The following is a 19659-nucleotide window of genomic DNA, read 5'->3' as shown; positions in this document are numbered from 1 at the left end:
AGCTATCGAAAATAATCCCCGCACCGCAACACCGCGCGGCGAATTATCTTCCCTCGCGGGCGCGCAGAATCTTGATTTGAACTATTCCAGTTTTCAGTCCAGACATCCCCTGCAGTTCAATCGATGGATTGAACCAATCAGGGGAACGCGATGGCAAACCTCACTATCAATGGCAAATCGATCGATATCGATGTCGAAGCGGATACGCCGCTCTTGTGGGCAATCCGGGAGAATGCCGGTCTGACCGGCACCAAATACGGCTGCGGCATTGCGCAATGCGGCGCCTGTACCGTTCATATCGACGGCGAGGCAATGCGCTCCTGCGGCGTAATGGTCAGCGACGCCGTCGGCAAGCAGATCACCACGATCGAAGGCCTCGCCGGCAACGGCGCCCTGCACAAGGTGCAGCAGGCCTGGATCAATAACGACGTTCCCCAATGTGGCTATTGCCAGAGCGGGATGATCATGGCGGTGGCGGCGCTGCTCAAGGACAAACCAAAGCCGACCGACCAGGACATCGACGACGCCATCACCAACATCTGCCGTTGCGGGACCTTCCAGCAGGTCCGCGAGGCGATTCACGCTGCCGCGAACGCGTGAGGGGACAGCCATGAATCACATGCCAAAACTCAACCTGCCGACCATGAATCGCCGCGCCTTCGTCATCGGCACCGCCGCGGTCGGAAGCGGCCTCGCGCTCGGCCTCGACATTCCCTTTGGCGGGCCCGCCGCAGTACGCGCGGCCGACGGTTCGCCGGAAGTAAATGCCTGGGTGGTGATCCAGCCCGACGATACCGTCGTGATCCGTATCGCACGATCGGAAATGGGCCAGGGTACGCTGACGGGTCTGGCTCAACTGGTCGCCGAAGAGCTCGAATGCGACTGGTCGAAGGTCACCACCGAGTTCCCCTCGCCTGGACAGAATGTCGCCCGCAAGCGTGTCTGGGGTGATTTCTCCACCGGCGGCAGCCGTGGCATCCGGACCTCGCAGGATTACGTGCGCAAGGGCGGCGCCGCCGCGCGCGTGATGCTGATCGAAGCCGCGGCCAATGAGTGGAAGGTACCGGCTGCCGAATGCATCGCCGCCAACAGCGTCATCACGCATCAGCCGTCGGGCAAGACCACGACGTTCGGCAAGGTGGCCGAAGCCGCCGCAAAACTGACGCCGCCGGCCGACGTCAAGCTAAAGGACCCCAAGGACTGGAAGCTCGCCGGCAAGGGGCTGAAGCGTCTCGACACGCCCGACAAGGTTGTCGGCAAGACCGTCTACGGCATCGATGTCAAATTGCCGGGGATGCTCAATGCCGCGATCAAGGACTGCCCGGTCACCGGCGGCAGACTGAAAAGCTACGACGAAGCCAAGATCGCGGGCATGAAGGGCGTGAAGAAGGTGGTGAAAGTCGGCGACACCGCGGTTGCCGTCGTCGCCGATACGTTCTGGCACGCCAAGACCGCGCTCGATGCGCTGCCAATCGTCTGGGACGAGGGCGAGAATGCCAAGGTCTCCAGCGCTTCGATTGCCAAATGGCTGTCGGAAGGACTTGAGGGCGGTCAGGCCTATGTCGGCAATTCCAATGGCGACGTGAACACCGCGCTCGCCGGTGCGGTGAAGAAGGTCGAGGCGGTTTACAGCTACCCCTACCAGAACCACGCCGCGATGGAGCCGCTGAACGCCACCGCGCTTTATACGCAGGACAAATGCGAAGTGTGGTGCGGCACGCAGAATGGCGAGGCCGCCTTTGCCGCGGTGCTGGAAGCCTCCGAGTTGCCCGCCGACAAATGCGACGTGCATAAGCTGATGCTCGGCGGCGGCTTCGGCCGGCGTGGCCAGACCGACTATGTCCGACAGGCCGTGCTGATCGCCAAGCAGATGCCCGGCACGCCGATCAAGCTGCTATGGACCCGTGAAGAGGACATGACGCACGGCCGCTATCATCCCATCACGCAATGCAAGATGACGGCGGGCTTCGACGCCGACAACAATCTGACGGCGCTGCACATGCGGGTATCCGGTCAGTCGATCCAGTTCACGCTGCGTCCGGAAGGACTGATCAACGGCATGGATCCCTCCACGTTCCAGGGTCTCGCGCCCAAGGGCGATGCCACGTTCGGATATTCGGTCCCCAATCTCTTGATCGACCATTCGATGCGCAACCCGCACATCATTCCGGGCTTCTGGCGCGGCGTGAACGTCAACCACAACGCGCTCTATGTGGAATCCTTCATGGATGAGATGGCGCACGCCGTTAGTCAGGATCCGCTGGAATTCCGGCGCAAGCTGATGAAGGATCATCCGAAGAATCTTGCGGTGCTGGAGGCCGTCGCCGAGAAAATCGGCTGGGGCAAGCCGGCGCCGCAAGGGGTCTATCGCGGCCTCGCGCAATATATGGGCTTTGGCAGCTATGTCGCGGCCGCCGCGGAAATCTCGGTGACCGACGGCAGCAAGGTCAAGGTGCTCCGGATCGTCGCGGCGACCGATCCCGGCTATGCCGTCAACCCCGCGCAGATCGAGCGGCAGGTCGCCGGCTCCTTTGTCTACGGCCTGACCGGCTTGTTCTATGGCGGTTGCACCGTCAAGGACGGCGCCATCGAGCAGACCAATTTCGACACCTACAACTCGATGCGCATCAACGAAATGCCGAAGGTGGAGGCGATCGTGATGCCGAGCGGCGGCTTCTGGGGCGGGGTCGGCGAGCCGACCATCTGCGTCGCGGCGCCGGCGGTGCTGAATGCGTATTTCGCCGCGACCGGCAAGCGAATCCGCTCGGTGCCGTTGCGGGATCAGAACATCACCTTCGCCTGATGAAACCATAGCGGCGGCCTCAGGGCCGCCGCTCGCTCTCTCGCACCGGACTATCGATGAACGCGCTACAAACGCGGAGGAACGTCGTTCGTGGCTTAGCTGCGGCCGCGGCGTTGACGCTCGCATCGCCCTCGTTCGCACAGTCCGCGGCGCGCGTTGTCGTGATCGGCGGCGGCTTCGGCGGCGCAAGCTGCGCACGGGCGCTGCGACGGATCGATCCCGCATTGCAGGTGACGCTGATCGAGCCAAACCGCGTTTTCACGGCCTGCCCGTTCAGCAACGAGGTGATCGCCGGATTGCGCGAGTTGAAATCCCAGCAATTCACCTACGACAGGATCATCGCCGAAGGCGTCACCGTCATCGCGCAAGCCGCAACCAGGATCGATCCATCCACCCGCACAGTCGGCCTCGCCGACGGGACCACGCTCGGCTACGACCGGCTGGTGCTGGCGCCCGGTATCGATCTGCGATTCGACGCATTGCCCGGCTATGACGAGGCGGCTTCCACCAAAATGCCCCATGCCTGGAAGGCGGGCGAGCAGACCGCGTTGTTGCGGCGGCAGCTCGAAGCCATGGAGGACGGCGGCACGGTCGTGCTCGCGGTGCCCGCCAGCCCGTCGCGCTGTCCGCCGGCGCCGTACGAACGCGCCAGCCTGATCGCGCATTACCTGAAAGCGAACAAGCCGCGCTCCAAGGTGCTGATCCTCGACGCCAAGGACGCCTTTCCGCAGCAGCGGTTGTTCGAGAATGCCTGGAAGGAATTGTATCCCGGGATGATCGAGCGGATCGCGCTGTCGCAAGGTGGCCGGGTGGTGTCGGTCGATCCCGCGACCAATACGATCGTCACCGATTTCGGCAATTACCCGGCCAAGGTCGCCAACGTCATCCCGCCGCAAAAGGCCGGCCGTATCGCCGAGATCGCCGGCGCCGCCGATCATACCGGCTGGTGCCCGATCGATCCGGTGACATTCGCTTCAAAGCTCGTGCCTGATGTCCACGTCATCGGCGACGCCTGTATTGCCGGCGGCATCCCAAAATCCGCATCTGCTGCGAATGCCGAAGCGAAAGCCTGCGCCACGGCGATCATCAGCCTGATGGCGGGAAAATCCCCTGAGACGCCGCGGCTCAATGGCGCCTGCTACAACACGGTCGCCCCCGGTTATGCCTTTTCATTGTCCGGTCTCTATCAACCGAAAGATGGCCAATTCGTCGAGGTCGAGGCAAATGTCACAAGCCCCGTCGATGCACCACGCGAGGTCCGGCAGCGCGAAGCGGATACGGCGCAAGCCTGGTTCAAGACGATTACGGTGGACGCCTTTGGTTAGATCAACGATCCTTTCAGGCAGTATCTGGATCGCGGCCTCTACGGTCGCACTGCCTTGTGCCGCCGCCGCGCAGACGCTGCAAAATTTTGTCGTGATCGGCGACGGCATTGCGACGTCGCTGACCGGCACGCCGGGAGACGCCGCGCGCGGCCGGGCGCTCGTGGTCGAGCGCAGCAGCACTTGCATCCTCTGTCACAATGGCCCATTTCCCGAGCAGAGGTTCGAGGGCGATCTCGCGCCCAATCTGGCTGGCACCGGCAGCCGCTGGTCGGCAGGTCAATTGCGGCTTCGGCTGGTGGATGCATCCCGCCTCAATGCGTCAACGATCATGCCGTCCTATTACCGCGTCGACGGGCTGGATCGTGTCGGCGCGGCCTGGCGCGGCAAGCCGATCCTGTCGGCGGAACAAATCGAGGATATCGTGGCCTATCTCGTGACATTGCGGGAATAGGATGCGGGAATAGCATGCGGGATAGCTTGAACGAGAAAGCAGCGATGCGCGAACCGGACACTTCCACACGCCGCGAGTTCTTCAGCCAGTTCTTGGGCCTCGCCGGCGGCACGGCCGCGCTTGGCGCGGTTTCGGTTCTGACGCTGCGGCCTGCGGAAGCGACGCCCGCGATGCTCGCGACCGCCATCCGCAACGTGACCGGCGCGGCCGTGGTGAAGACTGGCAAAGTGAGACTCGATATTCCGCCGCTGGTCGAGAACGGCAACACCGTGCCGATGACCGTCAGTGTGACGAGCCCGATGACGCCGGATGATTATGTGAAGAGCATTCACGTTTTCAACGAGAAGAACCCGCAGCCGAATATCGGCAATTTCTACCTCGGTCCCCGCGCCGGCCGGGGCCAAATCTCGACCCGCATTCGGTTGGCCGACAGCCAGAAGATCGTCGCCATCGCACAACTCTCCGACGGCTCGTTCTGGCAGACCAGCGTCGATGTCATCGTGACATTGGCCGCCTGCACCGACGAGGTGATCTGATGGCGTCCGCCCTGATCAACGTTCCGGCCAAAGCCAAACGCGGCGAGATCATCGAGATCAAAACGCTGATGTCGCATATCATGGAGACCGGCTATCGCCGCACCGCGACCGGTGAGCTCATACCACGCAACATCATCACGAGCTTCAGTTGCCGTTACAACGGCGCCGAAATCTTTCGCGCCGATCTGTTCCCCGCGATCGCGGCCAATCCGTTCATCACCTTCTTCACGGTCGCGACCGAGAGCGGCAAATTCGACTTCGACTGGATCGGCGATAACGGCTTTGCCGAATCGGCCTCGGCATTGATCACCGTCGAATGAAATCAATTCCCGCGATAATCGGCGCAGCGCTGCTCGTCACGGCAGGGATCGTCGCTCCGCTGCTCGCCACCGAAATTCCGCAAGGCGCCCGCCGCTCCGGTTACAGCTTCACGGCGCCGGAAACCCAGGCCATCCAGAACGACGATACCGCCAATCCCGGCATGCTATCGGTGCTGGACGGCGCTTCCTTGTGGAAGGACAAAGCCGGCGCATTGAGCAAGGCCTGTGCCGATTGCCACCATGACGCCGGCGTCAGCATGCGCGGCGTCGCGGCGCGTTACCCGGCCTTCGATCAGGCGCTCGGACGCCCGGTCAATCTGGAACAGCGCATCAATCTCTGTCGTGTGCGGAATCAGCAGGCGACGCCGCTCGCTTACGAAAGCCACGAACTGCTGGCGCTCACCGCCTTTGTCGCCGAACAATCGCGCGGCGTCGCGATCGAGACCGGCGCGGACCCGCAGCTTGAACCGTTTATCACCAAAGGCCGCGACCTGTTCATGCACCGGCAGGGGCAGCTCAATCTCGGCTGCACCAACTGCCATGACGACAATTGGGACAAGCATTTGGCGGGATCGGCGATCACGCAGGGACAGCCGACCGGTTATCCGCTGTATCGGCTGGAATGGCAGTCGCTTGGATCGCTGGAGCGGCGGCTGCGCAGCTGCATGGCCGGCGTTCGGGCGCAACCCTATGATTATGGCGCGCCGGAACTGGTCGAACTCGAGCTCTATTTGATGTCGCGGGCCCGGGGGATGCCGATCGAAACACCGGCCGTGCGGCCTTAGGCCCTTCGCCGGACGGCATTTTAGCCAATTTAGCCTTCCAATAGGCCTTTCCGCAGCGCATTGGCGATGGCTGCGTTGCAGCGATGGCGGCCTCGCCTGTCTTGCGGCGCAGCGCAGGTTGCCGCTATCCTGAAGCTAGGTCCGTTCAACAGAGATCGACAGAGAAACGCCATGACCCCGCCCGTCAGCTCTCCCGCCATCAAAGTCGTCAAATCGGTCCGCGAACAGGTGAGCCCCGAAGAATGGCAAACCCGCGTCGACCTCGCCGCCGCCTACCGCCTCACCGCGATGTACGGCTATACCGAGATGATCGCCAACCACATTTCATGCCGCGTTCCCGGCACGCATGATCACTTCCTGATCAATCCCTATGGAATGCTCTATGAGGAAATCGACGCCTCGAGCCTGATCAAGATCGATGTCGACGGCAACACGCTGTTCAATGCCTCGGACTATGGCGTCAACGCCGCCGGCTTTGTCATTCACAGCGCCATTCACATGGCCCGGACCGATATCGATTGCGTGGCGCACACCCATACGCCCGCGGGCATGGCGGTCTCGGCGATGGAATGCGGGCTGCTGCCGCTGGCGCAGACCTCGATGCGATTCCTGCACATCGCCTATCACGACTTCGAAGGCATCGCCGACGATGTCGGCGAGCGTGAGCGGCTGGTCGCGGATCTCGGCGAACACGAAGCGATGATCCTGCGCAACCACGGACTGCTCGTGGTCGGGCGAACCGTCGCCGCCGCCTTCAACCTGCTCTATCGGATGGAGCGCGCCTGCGAAGTCCAGGTGATGGCGCTGTCCTGCAACACCAAGCTGATCTATCCGCCGCAGGAGGTTCTTGAGGCGACGTTCGACAAGGTAAGGCCGCGCCCGAACATGCCGAACCGCAACGGCGATCTGGCGTGGCCGGCGCTGCTGCGTAAGCTCGACCGGGTCGATCCTTCGTACCGGAACTAACCAACAATAAACTCAAGCTACAGAACTGATAACCCCGATCGTTATGCAACGGTCGGGGTTTTGTTTTAGAGCGTTTTCGAGCCAACGGGTCGCGCGAATGCGCGCCCGATGACAGGCTCCGTGGGCACCAGTTCGCGTGAAGAAAACGCGTCAAACAAAAGACTAGAGCCCCGTTCCGATTTCATCGGAACGGAAAAGGCTCTAGCGCGGCACCACGGCGGTGGCTTCGATCTCGACCCGCGCGGCCTTTTCAACCAGGCGCACGACCTGGACCAGCGCCATCGCCGGATAATGCGCGCCAAAAATCTCGCGATAGACCTGTCCGAGCGATTTCAGATTTGCGAGATATTCCTCGATATCGACGACATACCAGGTGAGACGCACGAGGTGCTCGGGCCGCGCGCCGCCCTCGGCCAGGATGGCTGCGATATTGCTCAGGGCTTGCCGCACTTGCGCGACAAACTCATCGGCCAATTCGCCCGCGATATTCCAGCCGATGACGCCGCCGGTCACCACCAGCCGGCCGTCGGCCGCCATGCCGTTGGCGTATCCCTTGGGCATCGGCCAGCCGCTCGGCTGCAAGATCTGCAAGCCGGTATCTGACGCCTCGTTATCGGCAACGGGTAGCACGGCCAGCGACGGGCCTTTTGGCATGCTCACGATCGGGTCTCCCTTGCCTTCATTCCGCGGCCATGCCGGATGAATTCGAGGCCGCGGCTTGCATCGCGATTTGCCGCAAGGCAAATCGTTGCAGCTTGCCGGTTCCGGTCTTCGGCAATTGTTCGACGAACTCGATCGCGCGCGGATATTTGTAAGGCGCGATCGTCTGCTTGACGTGATCCTGTAGTTCGGTCGCCAACGCAGCGTCGCCCGTGACGTCGGACGCCAAAATCACGTAGGCCTTGACGATCATGCCGCGCGCCTCGTCCGGCGCTCCGACCACGCCGCATTCGGCCACCGCCGGATGAGCCAGCAACGCCGCCTCGACCTCCGGCCCTGCGATGTTGTAGCCGGAGGAGACGATCATGTCGTCGGAACGGGCGACGAACGACAGGCGGCCGTTCTCGTCACAGACGAATGTATCGCCGGTCAGATTCCAGCCGTCGCGCACATAATTCGATTGCCGGCTATCGGCGAGGTAGCGGCATCCGGTCGGCCCGCGAACCGCGAGCTTGCCGGGGGTGCCCGGCGGCAACTCGTTCATCTCTGCATCGACGATCTTCGCCTCGTAACCGGACACCGGCCTTCCAGTCTTTCCCGCCACCGCATCGCCGACCCGGTTGGTGATGAAGATGTGCAGCATCTCGGTAGAGCCGATGCCGTCGAGGATGGTCTTGCCGGTCTTGCGGGTCCAGCTTTCGAACACCGGCGCCGGCAAGGTTTCGCCCGCCGACACCGCCAGCCGCAGCGACGACAGATCGGCGCCCTTGTCCATCGCGGCCATCATCGCGCGATACGCGGTGGGCGAGGTAAAGCAGATCGTGGCCTTGTAGGTTTCGATGATCCTGACCATCTCGGGCGGCGAGGCGTTTTCCAATAGCGTCGCGGTGGCGCCGAACCGCAACGGAAAGATCGCGAGGCCGCCGAGCCCGAAGGTAAAGGCCAGCGGCGGCGACCCGACGAAGACATCATCCGGCGTGACCTTGAGGACCTCTTTGGCATAGCCATCGGCGATGATCATGAGATCGCGATGAAAGTGCATCGTCGCCTTGGGCTCGCCCGTGGTGCCCGAGGTGAATCCCAGCAAGGCCACGTCATCCCGCCCGGTCTTCACCGCATCGAACCGCACCGATTTGCCCAGCGCGACGCGATCGAGTTCGGCGTCATGGTTCGAGGTGCCGTCGAAATTCACCACTTGCTTGAGAAACCGGCTGGTCTTGGCGCACGCGACCAGTTCGTCGGCGATGCGGCTATCGGTCAGCGCCAGCGCGATCTCCGCCTTGTCGATGATCTGTGTCAGTTCGCCGGCCCGCAGCATCGGCATCGTATTGACGACGACGGCGCCGGCTTTTGTCGCCGCCAGCCATGCCGCAACCAAAGCCGGATTGTTGCCCGAGCGGATCAGCACCCGGTTGCCCGGCTTGACGCCGTAATTCTCGACCAGCGCATGCGCCAGGCGGTTCGACCAATCCGCCAGTTCCTTGTAGGTGCGCTGGCGACCATTGCCGATCAGCGCGACATTGTCGCCGAGGCCCTTCTCGACGATACGGTCGGTCAGCTCGACTGCGATGTTGAGATAATCCGGGTATTGAAACTCTGGCCGGTCGAGTCGCAATTCCGGCCACTGATCGCGCGGCGGAAGGCTGCGCCGCGCAAAATCATCGACGTGCCCCGACGGGCCGAGAGATGACCCTAAAATATCTGGAATTCCACCTGACATTTCCATCGTCCCCTCGCTTTCGGGATGAACGGCTTGAAATCAATCTTGAGGACGCCCGGCAGCTATCCGGTAATCATTTTAGGCTTAAAATAGTTTGGCGCAAGGGCCGCCGGGGGCTGTTCTCCAGTTTTTGAATTCGGGAGGTAAAGTCAGCGCGCCGCCAATTGCAGCAGGCGCTGCACCATCGGCGTATCGGGATCGGCCATCGGCGCGATCGCGGTGAAATGGTTGGCGCCGGGCACGACGCCGAACCGGGTCGCGAGACCCGCCGCGCCCCAACGCTCGATCGCGGTCTTGCTTTGCCGGAAATATTCCGCGCTCTCGTCCTCGCCGACCACCGCATCGAGGCTGCCGTGTCCCGGCGCTTGCCAGAACAACGGGCTCGCCGCCCGCGCCGAGGCCGCGTCGAGATGCAGCGGCGTATTGGTGGACGTGCCCACCAACGGAACCAGGTCGAACAGGCCCGAAATGCTGTAGACCGCGCTGATCAAGTCGGCGGGCAGCGCGGCGTCGAGCGCGGGCCAATCGGTGGCCAGCAAACAGGACGCGAGATGACCGCCCGCGGAATGGCCGCTAACCACAAGTTTCTCGCCCAACCGCGCCAGTTCGCGCGTCGCGGCCCGCATCTCTTGGATGATCTGATCGACGGTGACGGCGGGACACAGATCGTAGGTCGGGATCGCGACGCTGATGCCGTGGGCGTTGAGCCCGCGCGCCATGTGACTGAAGAACGAGCCATCGAGCGCCTGCCAATAGCCGCCGTGAATGAACACCACCATTGGGCCGCCGCGGTCGGCGGCAAACACATCGACGGTGTGACGCGCGCCGGGGCCGTAGGCGATGACGCGCGGCGCATGCGTTTCGCGATAGGCGGCGGCGTCTTTCGCCCAACCGGCGATCAGCCCCGGGTGCTCCGGAACCCGCGCCCGGTTGTTGTATTCGACCTCAAAGTCTATGGGCTCGCTCAACACGATGACGCTCTCGCCGTTGCGGATTTCTGCGCGGACGCCTTGGTCTTGGCCAACAGCCGCATCAATTCGCGGACGTCCTTGGGCGCCAGATCCGAGAAGATGTCGGCGATCCAGCTCTCGTGCTCGGCGGCCATCTTGCGAAACTCGACACGGCCGGCTTTTGTCAGGCGTATCACCTGCACCCGGCGATCGGTGTCCGAAGTCCGCCGATCGAGATGACCTGACTCGACCAGCCGCTCGACCAGCCCAGTCACATTGCCGTTCGACACCATCATGCGCTTGGAGACGTCCGACAGCGTCATGCCCTCCGGCGCCTTGTCGAGTTGCGCCATCAGGTCGAAGCGCGGCAGCGTGACGTCGAAGCGCTCGCGCAGCCGGCTGCGCACCTCGCCCTCGATCAGGGTCGTACAGGTCAGCAGCCGCAGCCACAATCTGAGTTCATCGCCGTGCTCGTGCGGGAGCTCGACGGCCTTGGTCTCGGAATCAAGGATCATGATGCGATCATATCTGGCTTTGGGCCTTCGATAATGGCTCACCGGTGGGGTAAGTCAAAGCGACAATGGCGGCAACCGGCGCGATTTTCAACTTTCTTTAGGGTTCAAACAATTGGCGCGCGGCTTGCATGCAAAGCTTTTGACGATCGGCGCACGCGTTGCTTGGCTTGCGGCGGGAGCTTGCATCGGAATAAGCTATCTTGCTGCAGACTTCAGCCTTCCTGCGGATTTCAGCGTCGCGCAATCGGCAATCAATGGAGAGAACATGAGACAGCCGTTGAAACTGGCCGCACTGGCGATGTTGCTGGGCGTCGCTGCCAATCCCGCCGCGGCCCAAGAGAAGATCAAGATCGGCGTGATCGTGACCTTGTCGGGTCCGGCCGCGGTGCTCGGCCAACAGGCGCGCGACGGCTTGATGCTGGCGGTCAAGGATCTCGGCGGCAAGATGGGCGGCCGCGATGTCGAGGTCATAGCCGTCGACGACGAACTCAAGCCGGACACGGCGGTGACCAAGGTCCGGGGCCTGTTGGAACGCGACAAGGTCGATTTCGTCGTCGGACCGATCTTCTCCAACATCCTGCAAGCGATCCACAAACCGGTGGTGGATTCCAGCACGTTCCTGATCAGTCCGAACGCCGGGCCGTCGAGTTATGCCGGCAAGGAATGCAGCCGGTTTTTCTATGTCACCTCCTACCAGAACGACCAGGTCCATGAAGTCCTCGGCAAGGTCGCGCAGGACCGCGGTTACAAGCGCGTTTACGTGATCGTGCCGAACTATCAGGCCGGCAAGGATTCGGTTGCCGGATTCAAGCTCGACTACAAGGGCGAGATCGTCGAGGAGACCTATGTGCCGCTGGGCACGCTGGATTTCCAGGTCGAACTTTCCAAGATCGCCTCGATGAAGCCCGATGCTATCTTCACCTTCATGCCGGGCGGCATGGGCGTCAGCCTGGTCAAGCAGTTCAAGCAGGCCGGCCTCGCCGACCAGATCCCGTTCCTTTCGGCGTTCACGGTCGATGAATCGACCCTGCCGGCGCAGCAGGACGCCGCAATCGGCATGTTCGGCGGCGCCGACTGGGCGCCCAATCTCGACAATCCACAGAACAAGAAATTCGTCGGCGAATATGAGGCGGCCTACAACGCTGTGCCCGCCACCTATGCCTTCCAGGCCTATGATGCAGCTATGCTGATCGACAGCGCTGTCAGGGCGGTCAAGGGCGACCTCGGCAACAAGGACGCGGTGGCCGCGGCGCTGAAGAAGGCCGACTTCACCTCGCTGCGCGGCGGCTTCAAGTTCAACACCAACGGCTATCCGATCCAGGATTTTTATCTGACCAAAGTGGCAAAACGCGCCGACGGCAAATTCCAGACCGAGATCGTCCAGAAAGTGTTCGAGAATTACGGCGACCGCTATGCCAAGGATTGCGTCGCCAACTAGAGCGTTTTCAAAGCCCGACAAGCGGCGCCACAACGGAGGAAGCAACACGATGAAGAGCGAGATCACCGGCATCACCCGCGCCAACGAGGGCATGCAGGGAATTTCATGGAATATCCTGGGCCAGACCTATGTGCCGAAAAGCTGCAGCGAGCATTCCTTTTCATGGCATGCGACCTTGCCGCCGGGCACCTTCGTGCCGCCGCATATCCATCCCGACCAGGACGAATATCTCTATATGCTGGAAGGCAAACTGGATTTCATGCTCGCCGGCTCCGAAGCCCAGGCGACGCCGGGTGACTTGATCCGGCTCGGCATGGGCATGCCGCACGGCATTTTCAACAAGTCCGACCAGACCGCGAAAGTGCTGTTCTGGGTGTCGCCGACCCAGAAACTGTACGATCTGTTCTGGGGCCTGCACAACATGAAGGAGCAGAAGCCCGAGGACGTGGTGGCGCTTGCCGCCGAATACAACGTCCACTTCCTGCCGCCACCTCCGGGGGTGTGAGCGGCGATCACGCAGCGAACGCCGCGTCATTTTCGAATGCCGCTTAAGCATCGTCATTGCGAGCGATAGCGAAGCAATCCAGGCGGCAAGCGAAGAGCTGGATTGCTTCGTCGCAAAGGGCTCCTCGCATTGACGTTGAGAGGTCGAGGCATAGCCCGTAGCCCGCATGAGCCAACGGGTCGCGCGAACGCGCGCCCGATGACAGGCTCCGCGATATGCGGGACATGAGATCCCGGATGTCGCTTCGCTCATCCGGGCTACGTTGCCGCAACCCCGCCGTCATCCTGAGGTGCGCGCACTTTCTTGCGTGCCTCGAAGGATGGCCGCACGCACGGCGCTGAACACCACCCTTCAAGGCGCGTCGAAGACGACGCGCACCTCGCGGGCGAACGCGCTGCGTTCGTCCCGGGGATGACGGCGGGACTAGCCGCGGCCGCAGCTAACTCAAGCCCGCACCGCCGCCAAGCCCGGCACCGTCGCAAAACCAGCTTTACTGGCGTAGCCGCGCACGATGGCTTCGCGTTGGGCGTAGCTCAGCACGTGGTCGATATTGTCAAAGCCGTCGGGCGCTAATTGCTCGACGGCGTCGATCACGCCTTCCGGGCCGCCGCGGCGGTTGGAGCGCACGATCTCCGCGGTCATCGGCAACCGCTTCTGCTCGTAGATCATCAGCGCCTGGCGCGGATGCTCGGAGCGCGCCAGCGCATCGGCGAGGCAACGCGCATCGAGAATGGCCTGCGAGGCGCCGTTGGAGCCCACCGGATACATCGGATGCGCGGCATCGCCGAGCAGGGTGACCCGGCCGCTCGACCAATAGGGCAAGGGATCGCGGTCGCAGGTCGGATATTCGTAAAATTCGGGCGTCGCCGAAATCAGATTGGGCACGTCGACATAGGGCACCGAAAACCGCGCGACATGCGGCATCAATTCCTCACGCTTGCCGGGCCGCGACCAGTCCTCGCGGCGTGGCGGCGGCGCGTTGCCATCGCCGACCTTGACCAGCACCGCCCAATTGGTCAGCCGGCTCGCCGGGCTCGAGCCTTCCGCGATGGGATAGACCACGACCTTGGCGTTGAGGCCCCCGGCGACGATCATCGAACGCCCGGTCAGGAAGGCCGGCCAGTCGCGCGCGCCGCGCCACAGCATCAGGCCGTTCCAGCACGGCGGCCCTTCGTTCGGAAACAGCGTGTCGCGCACCCGCGAATGAATGCCGTCGGCACCGATCAGGATATCGCCGCGTACGGTCTTGATGTGGCTGCCGGAGCGATCGAAGAAATGCGCCGTCACGCCGCCTTCGTCCTGGGTGAAGGCGCCAAGCCGGCAGCCGGTATGGATCGCCTCTTTCCCGAGCCGCTCCTCGACCGCCTGGTGGATCACGCTTTGCAGCCGCCCGCGATGGATCGAGAATTGCGGCACGTCGTGGCCGGCGTCGATGCCGCGCGGGTCGCGCCAGACTTCCTGGCCGTGGCGATTGAGATAATACAGCACGTCGGTGCGGATCGCGACGTCGTCGAGCTTTTGCAACAGCCCGAGGCCGGCGAGTTCGCGGATCGCATGCGGCAGCGTGTTGATGCCGACGCCGAGTTCGCGGATGCTATCGGCCTGCTCAAAAAGCTCGCAGCCGATGCCGCGGGCGCGCAGCATCAGCGCCGTGGTTAACCCGCCAATACCGCCGCCGACGATAATCGCCTTCATCGTCCGAACTCCACACAAACCCGCACCATAACGTCAGGGTCGCATAACCGGTTACTCCGCCGCAAGCGGCTTCGCAGCCTCCGACTTCAACTCGGCCCGGGTCTTTGGTTTAGCCTTAATCTTCAGGTCATCGAAATCCTGCCGGTCGCGGACGCTGTTGCGGAAAATCTGCTCCTTGCCGGGCAGATATTGCGGCGCGCATGCGACATCCGACGCGCCGTACCATGCGGCGGCCTTCAGCGTGAACGATGGATCGACCAGATGCGGCCGGCCGAGCGCCACCAGGTCGGCGCGGCCGGCGGCCAAAATCGTGTTGACCTGGTCCGCGGTCGTGATGTTGCCGACGCACATGGTCGCGACCCGCGCCTCGTTGCGAACCTGCTCGGAAAATGGCGTCTGGAACATCCGGCCATAGACCGGCTGGGCATCGCGCACGGTCTGTCCGGTGGAGACGTCGACGAGATCGACGCCGGCCTCGGCAAAGGCGCGCGCCACCAGCACCGCGTCGTCCCCGGTGATGCCGCCTTCGGCCCAGTCGGTCGCGGAGATGCGCACCGACATCGGCTTGTGCGCCGGCCAGACCGCGCGCAGCGCCTCGAACACTTCCAGCGGAAAACGCAAGCGGTTGGCAAGCGAGCCGCCATAGGCATCGGTGCGGTGATTGGTCAGCGGCGAGATAAAGCTCGCCAGCAGATAGCCGTGGGCGCAATGCAGCTCCAGCATATCAAAACCGCAGCGCTCGCCGCGCATCGCAGCCGCGACGAACTCGGCCTTGACCGCCTGCATCGCCGCGCGGTCCATCTCGCGCGGCACCTGGCTGTCCGGAAAATAAGGAATTGGCGATGCCGACACCACGTCCCAGCCGCCTTGTTCGAGCGGCCGGTCGATGCCGTCCCACATCAGCTTGGTTGCGCCCTTGCGGCCGGCATGGCCGAGTTGCAGCGCGATCTTCGTCGCCGAATTGGCGTGGACAAAATCGACGATGCGGCGCCAGGCGGCTTCCTGCTCGTCATTCCACAAACCGGTGCAGCCCGGCGTGATGCGGGCATCGCGGCCGACGCAGGTCATTTCGGTGAACATCAGCCCGGCGCCGCCGAGCGCACGCGAGCCGTAATGCACCAGGTGGAAATCACCGGGAACGCCTTCTTTCGCCGAATACATGCACATCGGCGACACCACGGCGCGGTTGGCAACCGCCATCTCGCGCAGCTTGAACGGCTGGAACATCGGCGCGACCGGTTTTTCGGTATCGACGTCGAAGCCCTGGGTGCGGACCTGCCTGGCAAACGCCTTGTCGACCTCGCGGACAAAGTCCGGCGCGCGCAGCATCAGATTGTCGTAGGTGATCGCCTTGGCCCGGGTCATGACGCCGAATGCGAACTGCACCGCATCGAATTCCCAGAACCGGTCGACATGCTCGAACCACACCAGCGACACGTCAGCGGCGTGCTGGGTTTTCTCGACCTCCTCGCGGCGTCCGGATTCATATTGCTGCAACGCCTGCTCGACCGTGGGCGCGCGATGCATCGCATCCGCAAGCGCAATCGCGTCCTCCATCGCAAGCTTCGTGCCAGAGCCGATCGAGAAATGCGCGGTCGCCTTGGCGTCGCCGAGCAGCACCATGTTGTCCTTGACCCACCTCTTGCTGCGGATCATCGGGAAATTGCGCCACATCGAGCGGTTGGTCAGGAGTCGATGCCCGTCGAGGAACCAGCCGAAGATCTCGGCCATCCGGTCGGCGGATTGCTTTTCGTCCAACTCTTCGAGCCCGGCCCGCATGAAGGTCTCGGGGTCGGTCTCGAAAATCCAGGTCGAGCGGCCCACTTCATATTGGTAGGCGTGGGCGATGAACGGGCCCCATTCGGTCTCCTGGAAAATGAACGTGAAGGCGTCGAGCGGCCGGGTCGAGCCCATCCAGGTAAACTTGTTGGAACGCAGATCGACCTCGGGCTGGAAATGATCGGCGAACTTGTCGCGGAAGCGACTGTTGGAACCATCGGCCAGCACCACGAGGTCGGCGTCGGCAAGGCCCCTGATTTCATCGATGTCGGCTTCGAACATCAAGTGGACGCCGAGTTCGCGCGCCCGCTCTTGCAGGATCAGGAGCAGCATGCGGCGCGAACAGCCGCAGAAGCCGTTGCCGCCGACCCGATGCACCGAGCCGCGGAAATGAACCGCGATATCATCCCAATAGGCAAATTCCTGGGTGATGCGGCGGTAGCTCGGGCCGTCATATTTCTCGAAATTGTCCAGCGTCGCGTCGGAGAACACCACGCCGAAGCCAAAGGTGTCGTCGGCGCGGTTGCGCTCATAGACCGTGATCTCGGCCGCCGGCCGCTGCTTCTTCAGCAGGATCGCCGCGTAGAGCCCGGCCGGGCCGCCACCGATGATCGCGATCTTCATGACAGCCTCCGTGCTTTGTGCTTTCCGGACCACTTCGAAATTACTTTAAGTCTAAAGTAATTTTCCGGCAAGGGCTTTGTGCCTAGCGCCAACCGCAGTCGCCCTACTTCCCTTCTCCTCTTGTGGGAGAAGGTGGCGCGAAGCGCCGGATGAGGGGTCGCAACATAACGATAGGTTGTGACCCCTCACCCGTCTCGCATCTTCGATGCGAGCCACCCTCTCCCACAAGGGGAGAGGGAAAAGAGCCTCAATTCCCCTGGAACACTGGCTTCACTTTATTCGAAAACGCCTCGAATGCCCGGGCAAAATCCGCGGTGGTCATGCACAGCGCCTGGGCTATCGCCTCGGCCTCGATCGCCTCCTCGATCGACATCGCCCATTCCATCGCCAGCATCCGCTTGGTCATGGTGTTGGCGAAGGTCGGCCCTTCCGCGATCTGTTTGGCGAGCAATTGCGCCTGCGCCAGCACCTGTTCCGGCGTCACGATGCGGCTGAAGAAGCCCCAGCGCTCGCCCTCCTCGGCGGTCATGAAGCGGCCGGTATAGAGCAGTTCCGAGGCGCGCGACTGCCCGATGATGCGCGGCAGGATCGCACAGGCCCCCATGTCGCAGCCGGCCAATCCGACCTTGTTGAACAGGAACGCAACCTTGGCGCCGGTCGCGGCCAGCCGCATGTCGGAGGCCATCGCGACGATCGCGCCCGCTCCGGCGCAGATGCCTTCGACCGCGGCCACGATCGGTTGCGGACAGGCCCGCATCGCCTTGACCAGATCGCCGGTCATCCGCGTGAAGGCGGTCAGGCCCTTGGTGTCCATCTTGACCAGCGGGCCGATGATTTCGAACACGTCGCCGCCCGACGAGAAATTGCCGCCGGCGCCAGTGACGACGATCACCTTGACCTGGTCGTCGAACGCGCAGGCGCGAAAGAAATCGGTCAGTTCGCGGTAGCTCTCGAAGGTCAGCGGATTTTTCCGCTCCGGACGATTGAGCGTCACCAGCGCCACGCCGTCGGTCACCGCCAACAGGAAATGCTGTGGTGAATATTCGATCAATGGCAGCGTGACGGGGTTGGCTGGTCTCGACATGGGAAACTCCCTTTTTTTTCGTCATTGCGTCCTGCCGTCATTGCGAGGAGCACTTGCGACGAAGCAATCCAGTCTTTCTTCGTGGCTGTGGATTGCTTCGCTGCGCTCGCAATGACGGTTTCTAACTATACCTCGCCGCCGGCCACCGCGATCGCCTGCCCGGTGATCGCGCCGGCGCCTTCGCCGCATAGCCAGAGCACGGTATCGGCCACTTCGGACGGCTGGATCAACCGCTTTTGCGGATTGTGGCTGGCGAGTTCGGCGATCGCCTGCTCTTTGCTGCGGCCGGTTTTGCTCATGATGTTATCGATGCTGCCGGCGACCAGATCGGTCTCGGTGAAACCGGGGCACACCGCATTGACGGTGACGTTGCTGCTCGCGAGTTCCAGCGCCAGCGAGCGCACCAGTCCTATCACCGCATGCTTGGCGGCGCTGTAGGCGCTGACATAGGCATAGCCCTTGAGACCCGCGGTCGAGGCGACCGCGACGATGCGGCCATAGGGCCGGCCCTTCATCGACGGCAACGCCGCCTGCACGGTGTGCACCACGCCCATGAAGTTGACGTCCATCATGCGGTGAAACAGCGCGGCATCTGACTTGGTAAAGGGCGCGGATTCCGCGATCCCGGCATTGGCGACCAGAATATCGATCGGCTGCCGCGCCGCAGCCTGCGCGATCGCGGCGCTGACCGCGGCCTGGTCCGCCACGTCGGCGACGGCGGCAAAATGCGCGGCGCCGGCGGCAACCGCCGCTTCCAGCGTGGCGCGATCACGGCCGAGCAGGGTCACCGTGACGCCCGATTGCGCGAGCGCAGACGCAATGGCGCGGCCGATGCCACGGCCGCCGCCGGTGACCAGCGCATGCGCGGAACGCGGTGGTGCGGACATGCGCGGTCTCCCCAAAATTTATTTGCATCGACAATATATTTTATACTTCAAGCTTTTGCAACAATGCCGAGGGGCATCGCGACGCCGGGCGCCGTGGGCACGCCTTGACAGGCGAAGCTCCGCAGGTAGCGTCGGCCGAACCGAATGAGGAGGAGGACGATCATGGCCGCGCTCGAAAAAGGCATCACGCAGAACGGAACGGGATATTCCGGCAAGACCTGGAATATCCTCGGACAGGTTTATTTCCCCAAGGCGGTCACCGACTCGACCTTCGCGTTCGAGACCAACAGCGACCCCGGGCAATTCGTGCCGGTTCATATTCATCCCACCCAGGAGGAATTCATCCTGGTTCAGGACGGCATCCTCGACCTCAAGCTCGACGGCGTCTGGGTGCGGGCCAATGCCGGCGATCTGGTCCGGCTGCCCCGCGGCATCCCGCACGGCTATTTCAACAAGTCCGACAAGCCGGCGCGCGCGCTGTTCTGGGTGTCGCCGACGCAGAAGCTCGAGGCGCTGTTCACCAAGTTGCACAATCTGACCGATGTCGAGGAAATCGTCCGGATCTCGGCCGAGCACGAGGTGAACTTCCTGCCGCCCGAGGCCAACGAGTAAGCAC

General features: G+C 63.0%; 19 protein-coding genes. 11 read left to right on the top strand and 8 right to left on the bottom strand.

What is annotated here, in order from left to right; translation table 11 throughout:
• The first annotated feature begins 150 nt into the window (after window positions 1-150).
• From GSQ88_RS26500 to GSQ88_RS26465, 8 genes are all read left to right on the top strand, one after another.
• Entirely contained in the window at window positions 151-600 is a 450-nt protein-coding gene (locus GSQ88_RS26500; protein WP_159010713.1) for a (2Fe-2S)-binding protein, read from the top strand.
• A 19-nt stretch (window positions 601-619) separates the two neighbouring features.
• Entirely contained in the window at window positions 620-2803 is a 2184-nt protein-coding gene (locus tag GSQ88_RS26495; RefSeq protein WP_159010973.1) for a xanthine dehydrogenase family protein molybdopterin-binding subunit, read from the top strand.
• Between the two features lie 56 nt (window positions 2804-2859).
• A complete protein-coding gene (locus tag GSQ88_RS26490) occupies window positions 2860-4128 on the top strand; it encodes an NAD(P)/FAD-dependent oxidoreductase (protein ID WP_159010712.1) in 1269 nt (422 codons plus the stop codon).
• Window positions 4121-4579 carry a sulfur oxidation c-type cytochrome SoxX gene (gene soxX / locus GSQ88_RS26485; RefSeq protein ID WP_502706770.1) on the top strand — a complete coding sequence of 153 codons (459 nt, stop codon included), beginning with the start codon at window positions 4121-4123 and terminating at the stop codon, window positions 4577-4579. The genes GSQ88_RS26490 and soxX overlap by 8 nt, the downstream gene beginning before the upstream one ends.
• A gap of 44 nt (window positions 4580-4623) precedes the next feature.
• Window positions 4624-5115 carry a SoxY-related AACIE arm protein gene (locus GSQ88_RS26480; RefSeq protein ID WP_159010972.1) on the top strand — a complete coding sequence of 164 codons (492 nt, stop codon included), beginning with the start codon at window positions 4624-4626 and terminating at the stop codon, window positions 5113-5115.
• Window positions 5115-5435 (top strand): thiosulfate oxidation carrier complex protein SoxZ, encoded by a 321-nt coding sequence (gene soxZ, locus GSQ88_RS26475; RefSeq protein ID WP_159010710.1) that lies wholly within the window; start codon window positions 5115-5117, stop codon window positions 5433-5435. The genes GSQ88_RS26480 and soxZ overlap by 1 nt, the downstream gene beginning before the upstream one ends.
• Complete coding sequence (soxA, locus tag GSQ88_RS26470; RefSeq protein ID WP_159010709.1) at window positions 5432-6220, top strand: sulfur oxidation c-type cytochrome SoxA; 789 nt, start codon at window positions 5432-5434, stop codon at window positions 6218-6220. Before soxZ ends, soxA begins: the two co-directional genes overlap by 4 nt.
• A 171-nt stretch (window positions 6221-6391) precedes the next feature.
• The gene (locus GSQ88_RS26465) at window positions 6392-7186 is read left to right on the top strand and encodes a class II aldolase/adducin family protein (RefSeq protein WP_159010708.1); all 795 of its coding nucleotides are present in this window, start codon (window positions 6392-6394) and stop codon (window positions 7184-7186) included.
• Window positions 7187-7387: 201 nt separating this feature from the next.
• On the opposite strand, the gene GSQ88_RS26460 is transcribed toward GSQ88_RS26465, so the two are convergent.
• The 4 genes from GSQ88_RS26460 to GSQ88_RS26445 all read right to left on the bottom strand — a co-directional run bounded on the left by GSQ88_RS26460 (window position 7388) and on the right by GSQ88_RS26445 (window position 11031).
• A complete protein-coding gene (locus GSQ88_RS26460) occupies window positions 7388-7846 on the bottom strand; it encodes a RidA family protein (protein WP_159010707.1) in 459 nt (152 codons plus the stop codon).
• Between the two features lie 19 nt (window positions 7847-7865).
• Complete coding sequence (locus GSQ88_RS26455; RefSeq protein WP_246785015.1) at window positions 7866-9572, bottom strand: AMP-binding protein; 1707 nt, start codon at window positions 9570-9572, stop codon at window positions 7866-7868.
• 143 nt (window positions 9573-9715) lie between these two features.
• Entirely contained in the window at window positions 9716-10534 is an 819-nt protein-coding gene (locus GSQ88_RS26450) for an alpha/beta hydrolase (RefSeq protein ID WP_246785013.1), read from the bottom strand.
• On the bottom strand, window positions 10531-11031 hold the full coding sequence (locus GSQ88_RS26445) for a MarR family winged helix-turn-helix transcriptional regulator (RefSeq protein ID WP_174248111.1): 501 nt from the start codon (window positions 11029-11031) through the stop codon (window positions 10531-10533). The genes GSQ88_RS26450 and GSQ88_RS26445 overlap by 4 nt, the downstream gene beginning before the upstream one ends.
• Window positions 11032-11296: 265 nt before the next feature.
• Here GSQ88_RS26445 and GSQ88_RS26440 point away from each other — a divergent pair, with 265 nt between their 5' ends.
• Both GSQ88_RS26440 and GSQ88_RS26435 read left to right on the top strand, forming a co-directional pair.
• Window positions 11297-12469: an ABC transporter substrate-binding protein gene (locus tag GSQ88_RS26440; protein WP_159010706.1), complete on the top strand. Its 1173-nt coding sequence runs from the start codon at window positions 11297-11299 to the stop codon at window positions 12467-12469.
• A 49-nt stretch (window positions 12470-12518) separates the two neighbouring features.
• Window positions 12519-12974: a cupin domain-containing protein gene (locus GSQ88_RS26435; protein WP_159010705.1), complete on the top strand. Its 456-nt coding sequence runs from the start codon at window positions 12519-12521 to the stop codon at window positions 12972-12974.
• Window positions 12975-13418: 444 nt separating this feature from the next.
• Here GSQ88_RS26435 and GSQ88_RS26430 read toward each other — a convergent pair whose 3' ends face one another.
• The 4 genes from GSQ88_RS26430 to GSQ88_RS26415 form a co-directional block, all read right to left on the bottom strand.
• A complete protein-coding gene (locus GSQ88_RS26430; RefSeq protein WP_159010704.1) occupies window positions 13419-14669 on the bottom strand; it encodes a flavin-dependent oxidoreductase in 1251 nt (416 codons plus the stop codon).
• Window positions 14670-14720: 51 nt separating this feature from the next.
• The gene (locus GSQ88_RS26425) at window positions 14721-17072 is read right to left on the bottom strand and encodes a bifunctional salicylyl-CoA 5-hydroxylase/oxidoreductase (protein WP_159010703.1); all 2352 of its coding nucleotides are present in this window, start codon (window positions 17070-17072) and stop codon (window positions 14721-14723) included.
• A 247-nt stretch (window positions 17073-17319) separates the two neighbouring features.
• Window positions 17320-18156 (bottom strand): enoyl-CoA hydratase family protein, encoded by an 837-nt coding sequence (locus GSQ88_RS26420; RefSeq protein ID WP_159010702.1) that lies wholly within the window; start codon window positions 18154-18156, stop codon window positions 17320-17322.
• Window positions 18157-18281: 125 nt separating this feature from the next.
• Window positions 18282-19043, bottom strand: coding sequence for an SDR family NAD(P)-dependent oxidoreductase (locus GSQ88_RS26415; RefSeq protein ID WP_159010701.1), 762 nt, complete (start codon window positions 19041-19043; stop codon window positions 18282-18284).
• A gap of 162 nt (window positions 19044-19205) precedes the next feature.
• Here GSQ88_RS26415 and GSQ88_RS26410 point away from each other — a divergent pair, with 162 nt between their 5' ends.
• On the top strand, window positions 19206-19655 hold the full coding sequence (locus GSQ88_RS26410; protein WP_159010700.1) for a cupin domain-containing protein: 450 nt from the start codon (window positions 19206-19208) through the stop codon (window positions 19653-19655).
• The last annotated feature ends 4 nt before the right edge of the window (window positions 19656-19659 follow it).

The organism is Bradyrhizobium sp. S69 (genome assembly GCF_009766005.1).
Classification (GTDB): domain Bacteria; phylum Pseudomonadota; class Alphaproteobacteria; order Rhizobiales; family Xanthobacteraceae; genus Bradyrhizobium.
The sequence above is the reverse complement of the archived record's forward strand: the minus strand, read 5'-3'. Positions and strand labels throughout refer to the sequence as shown.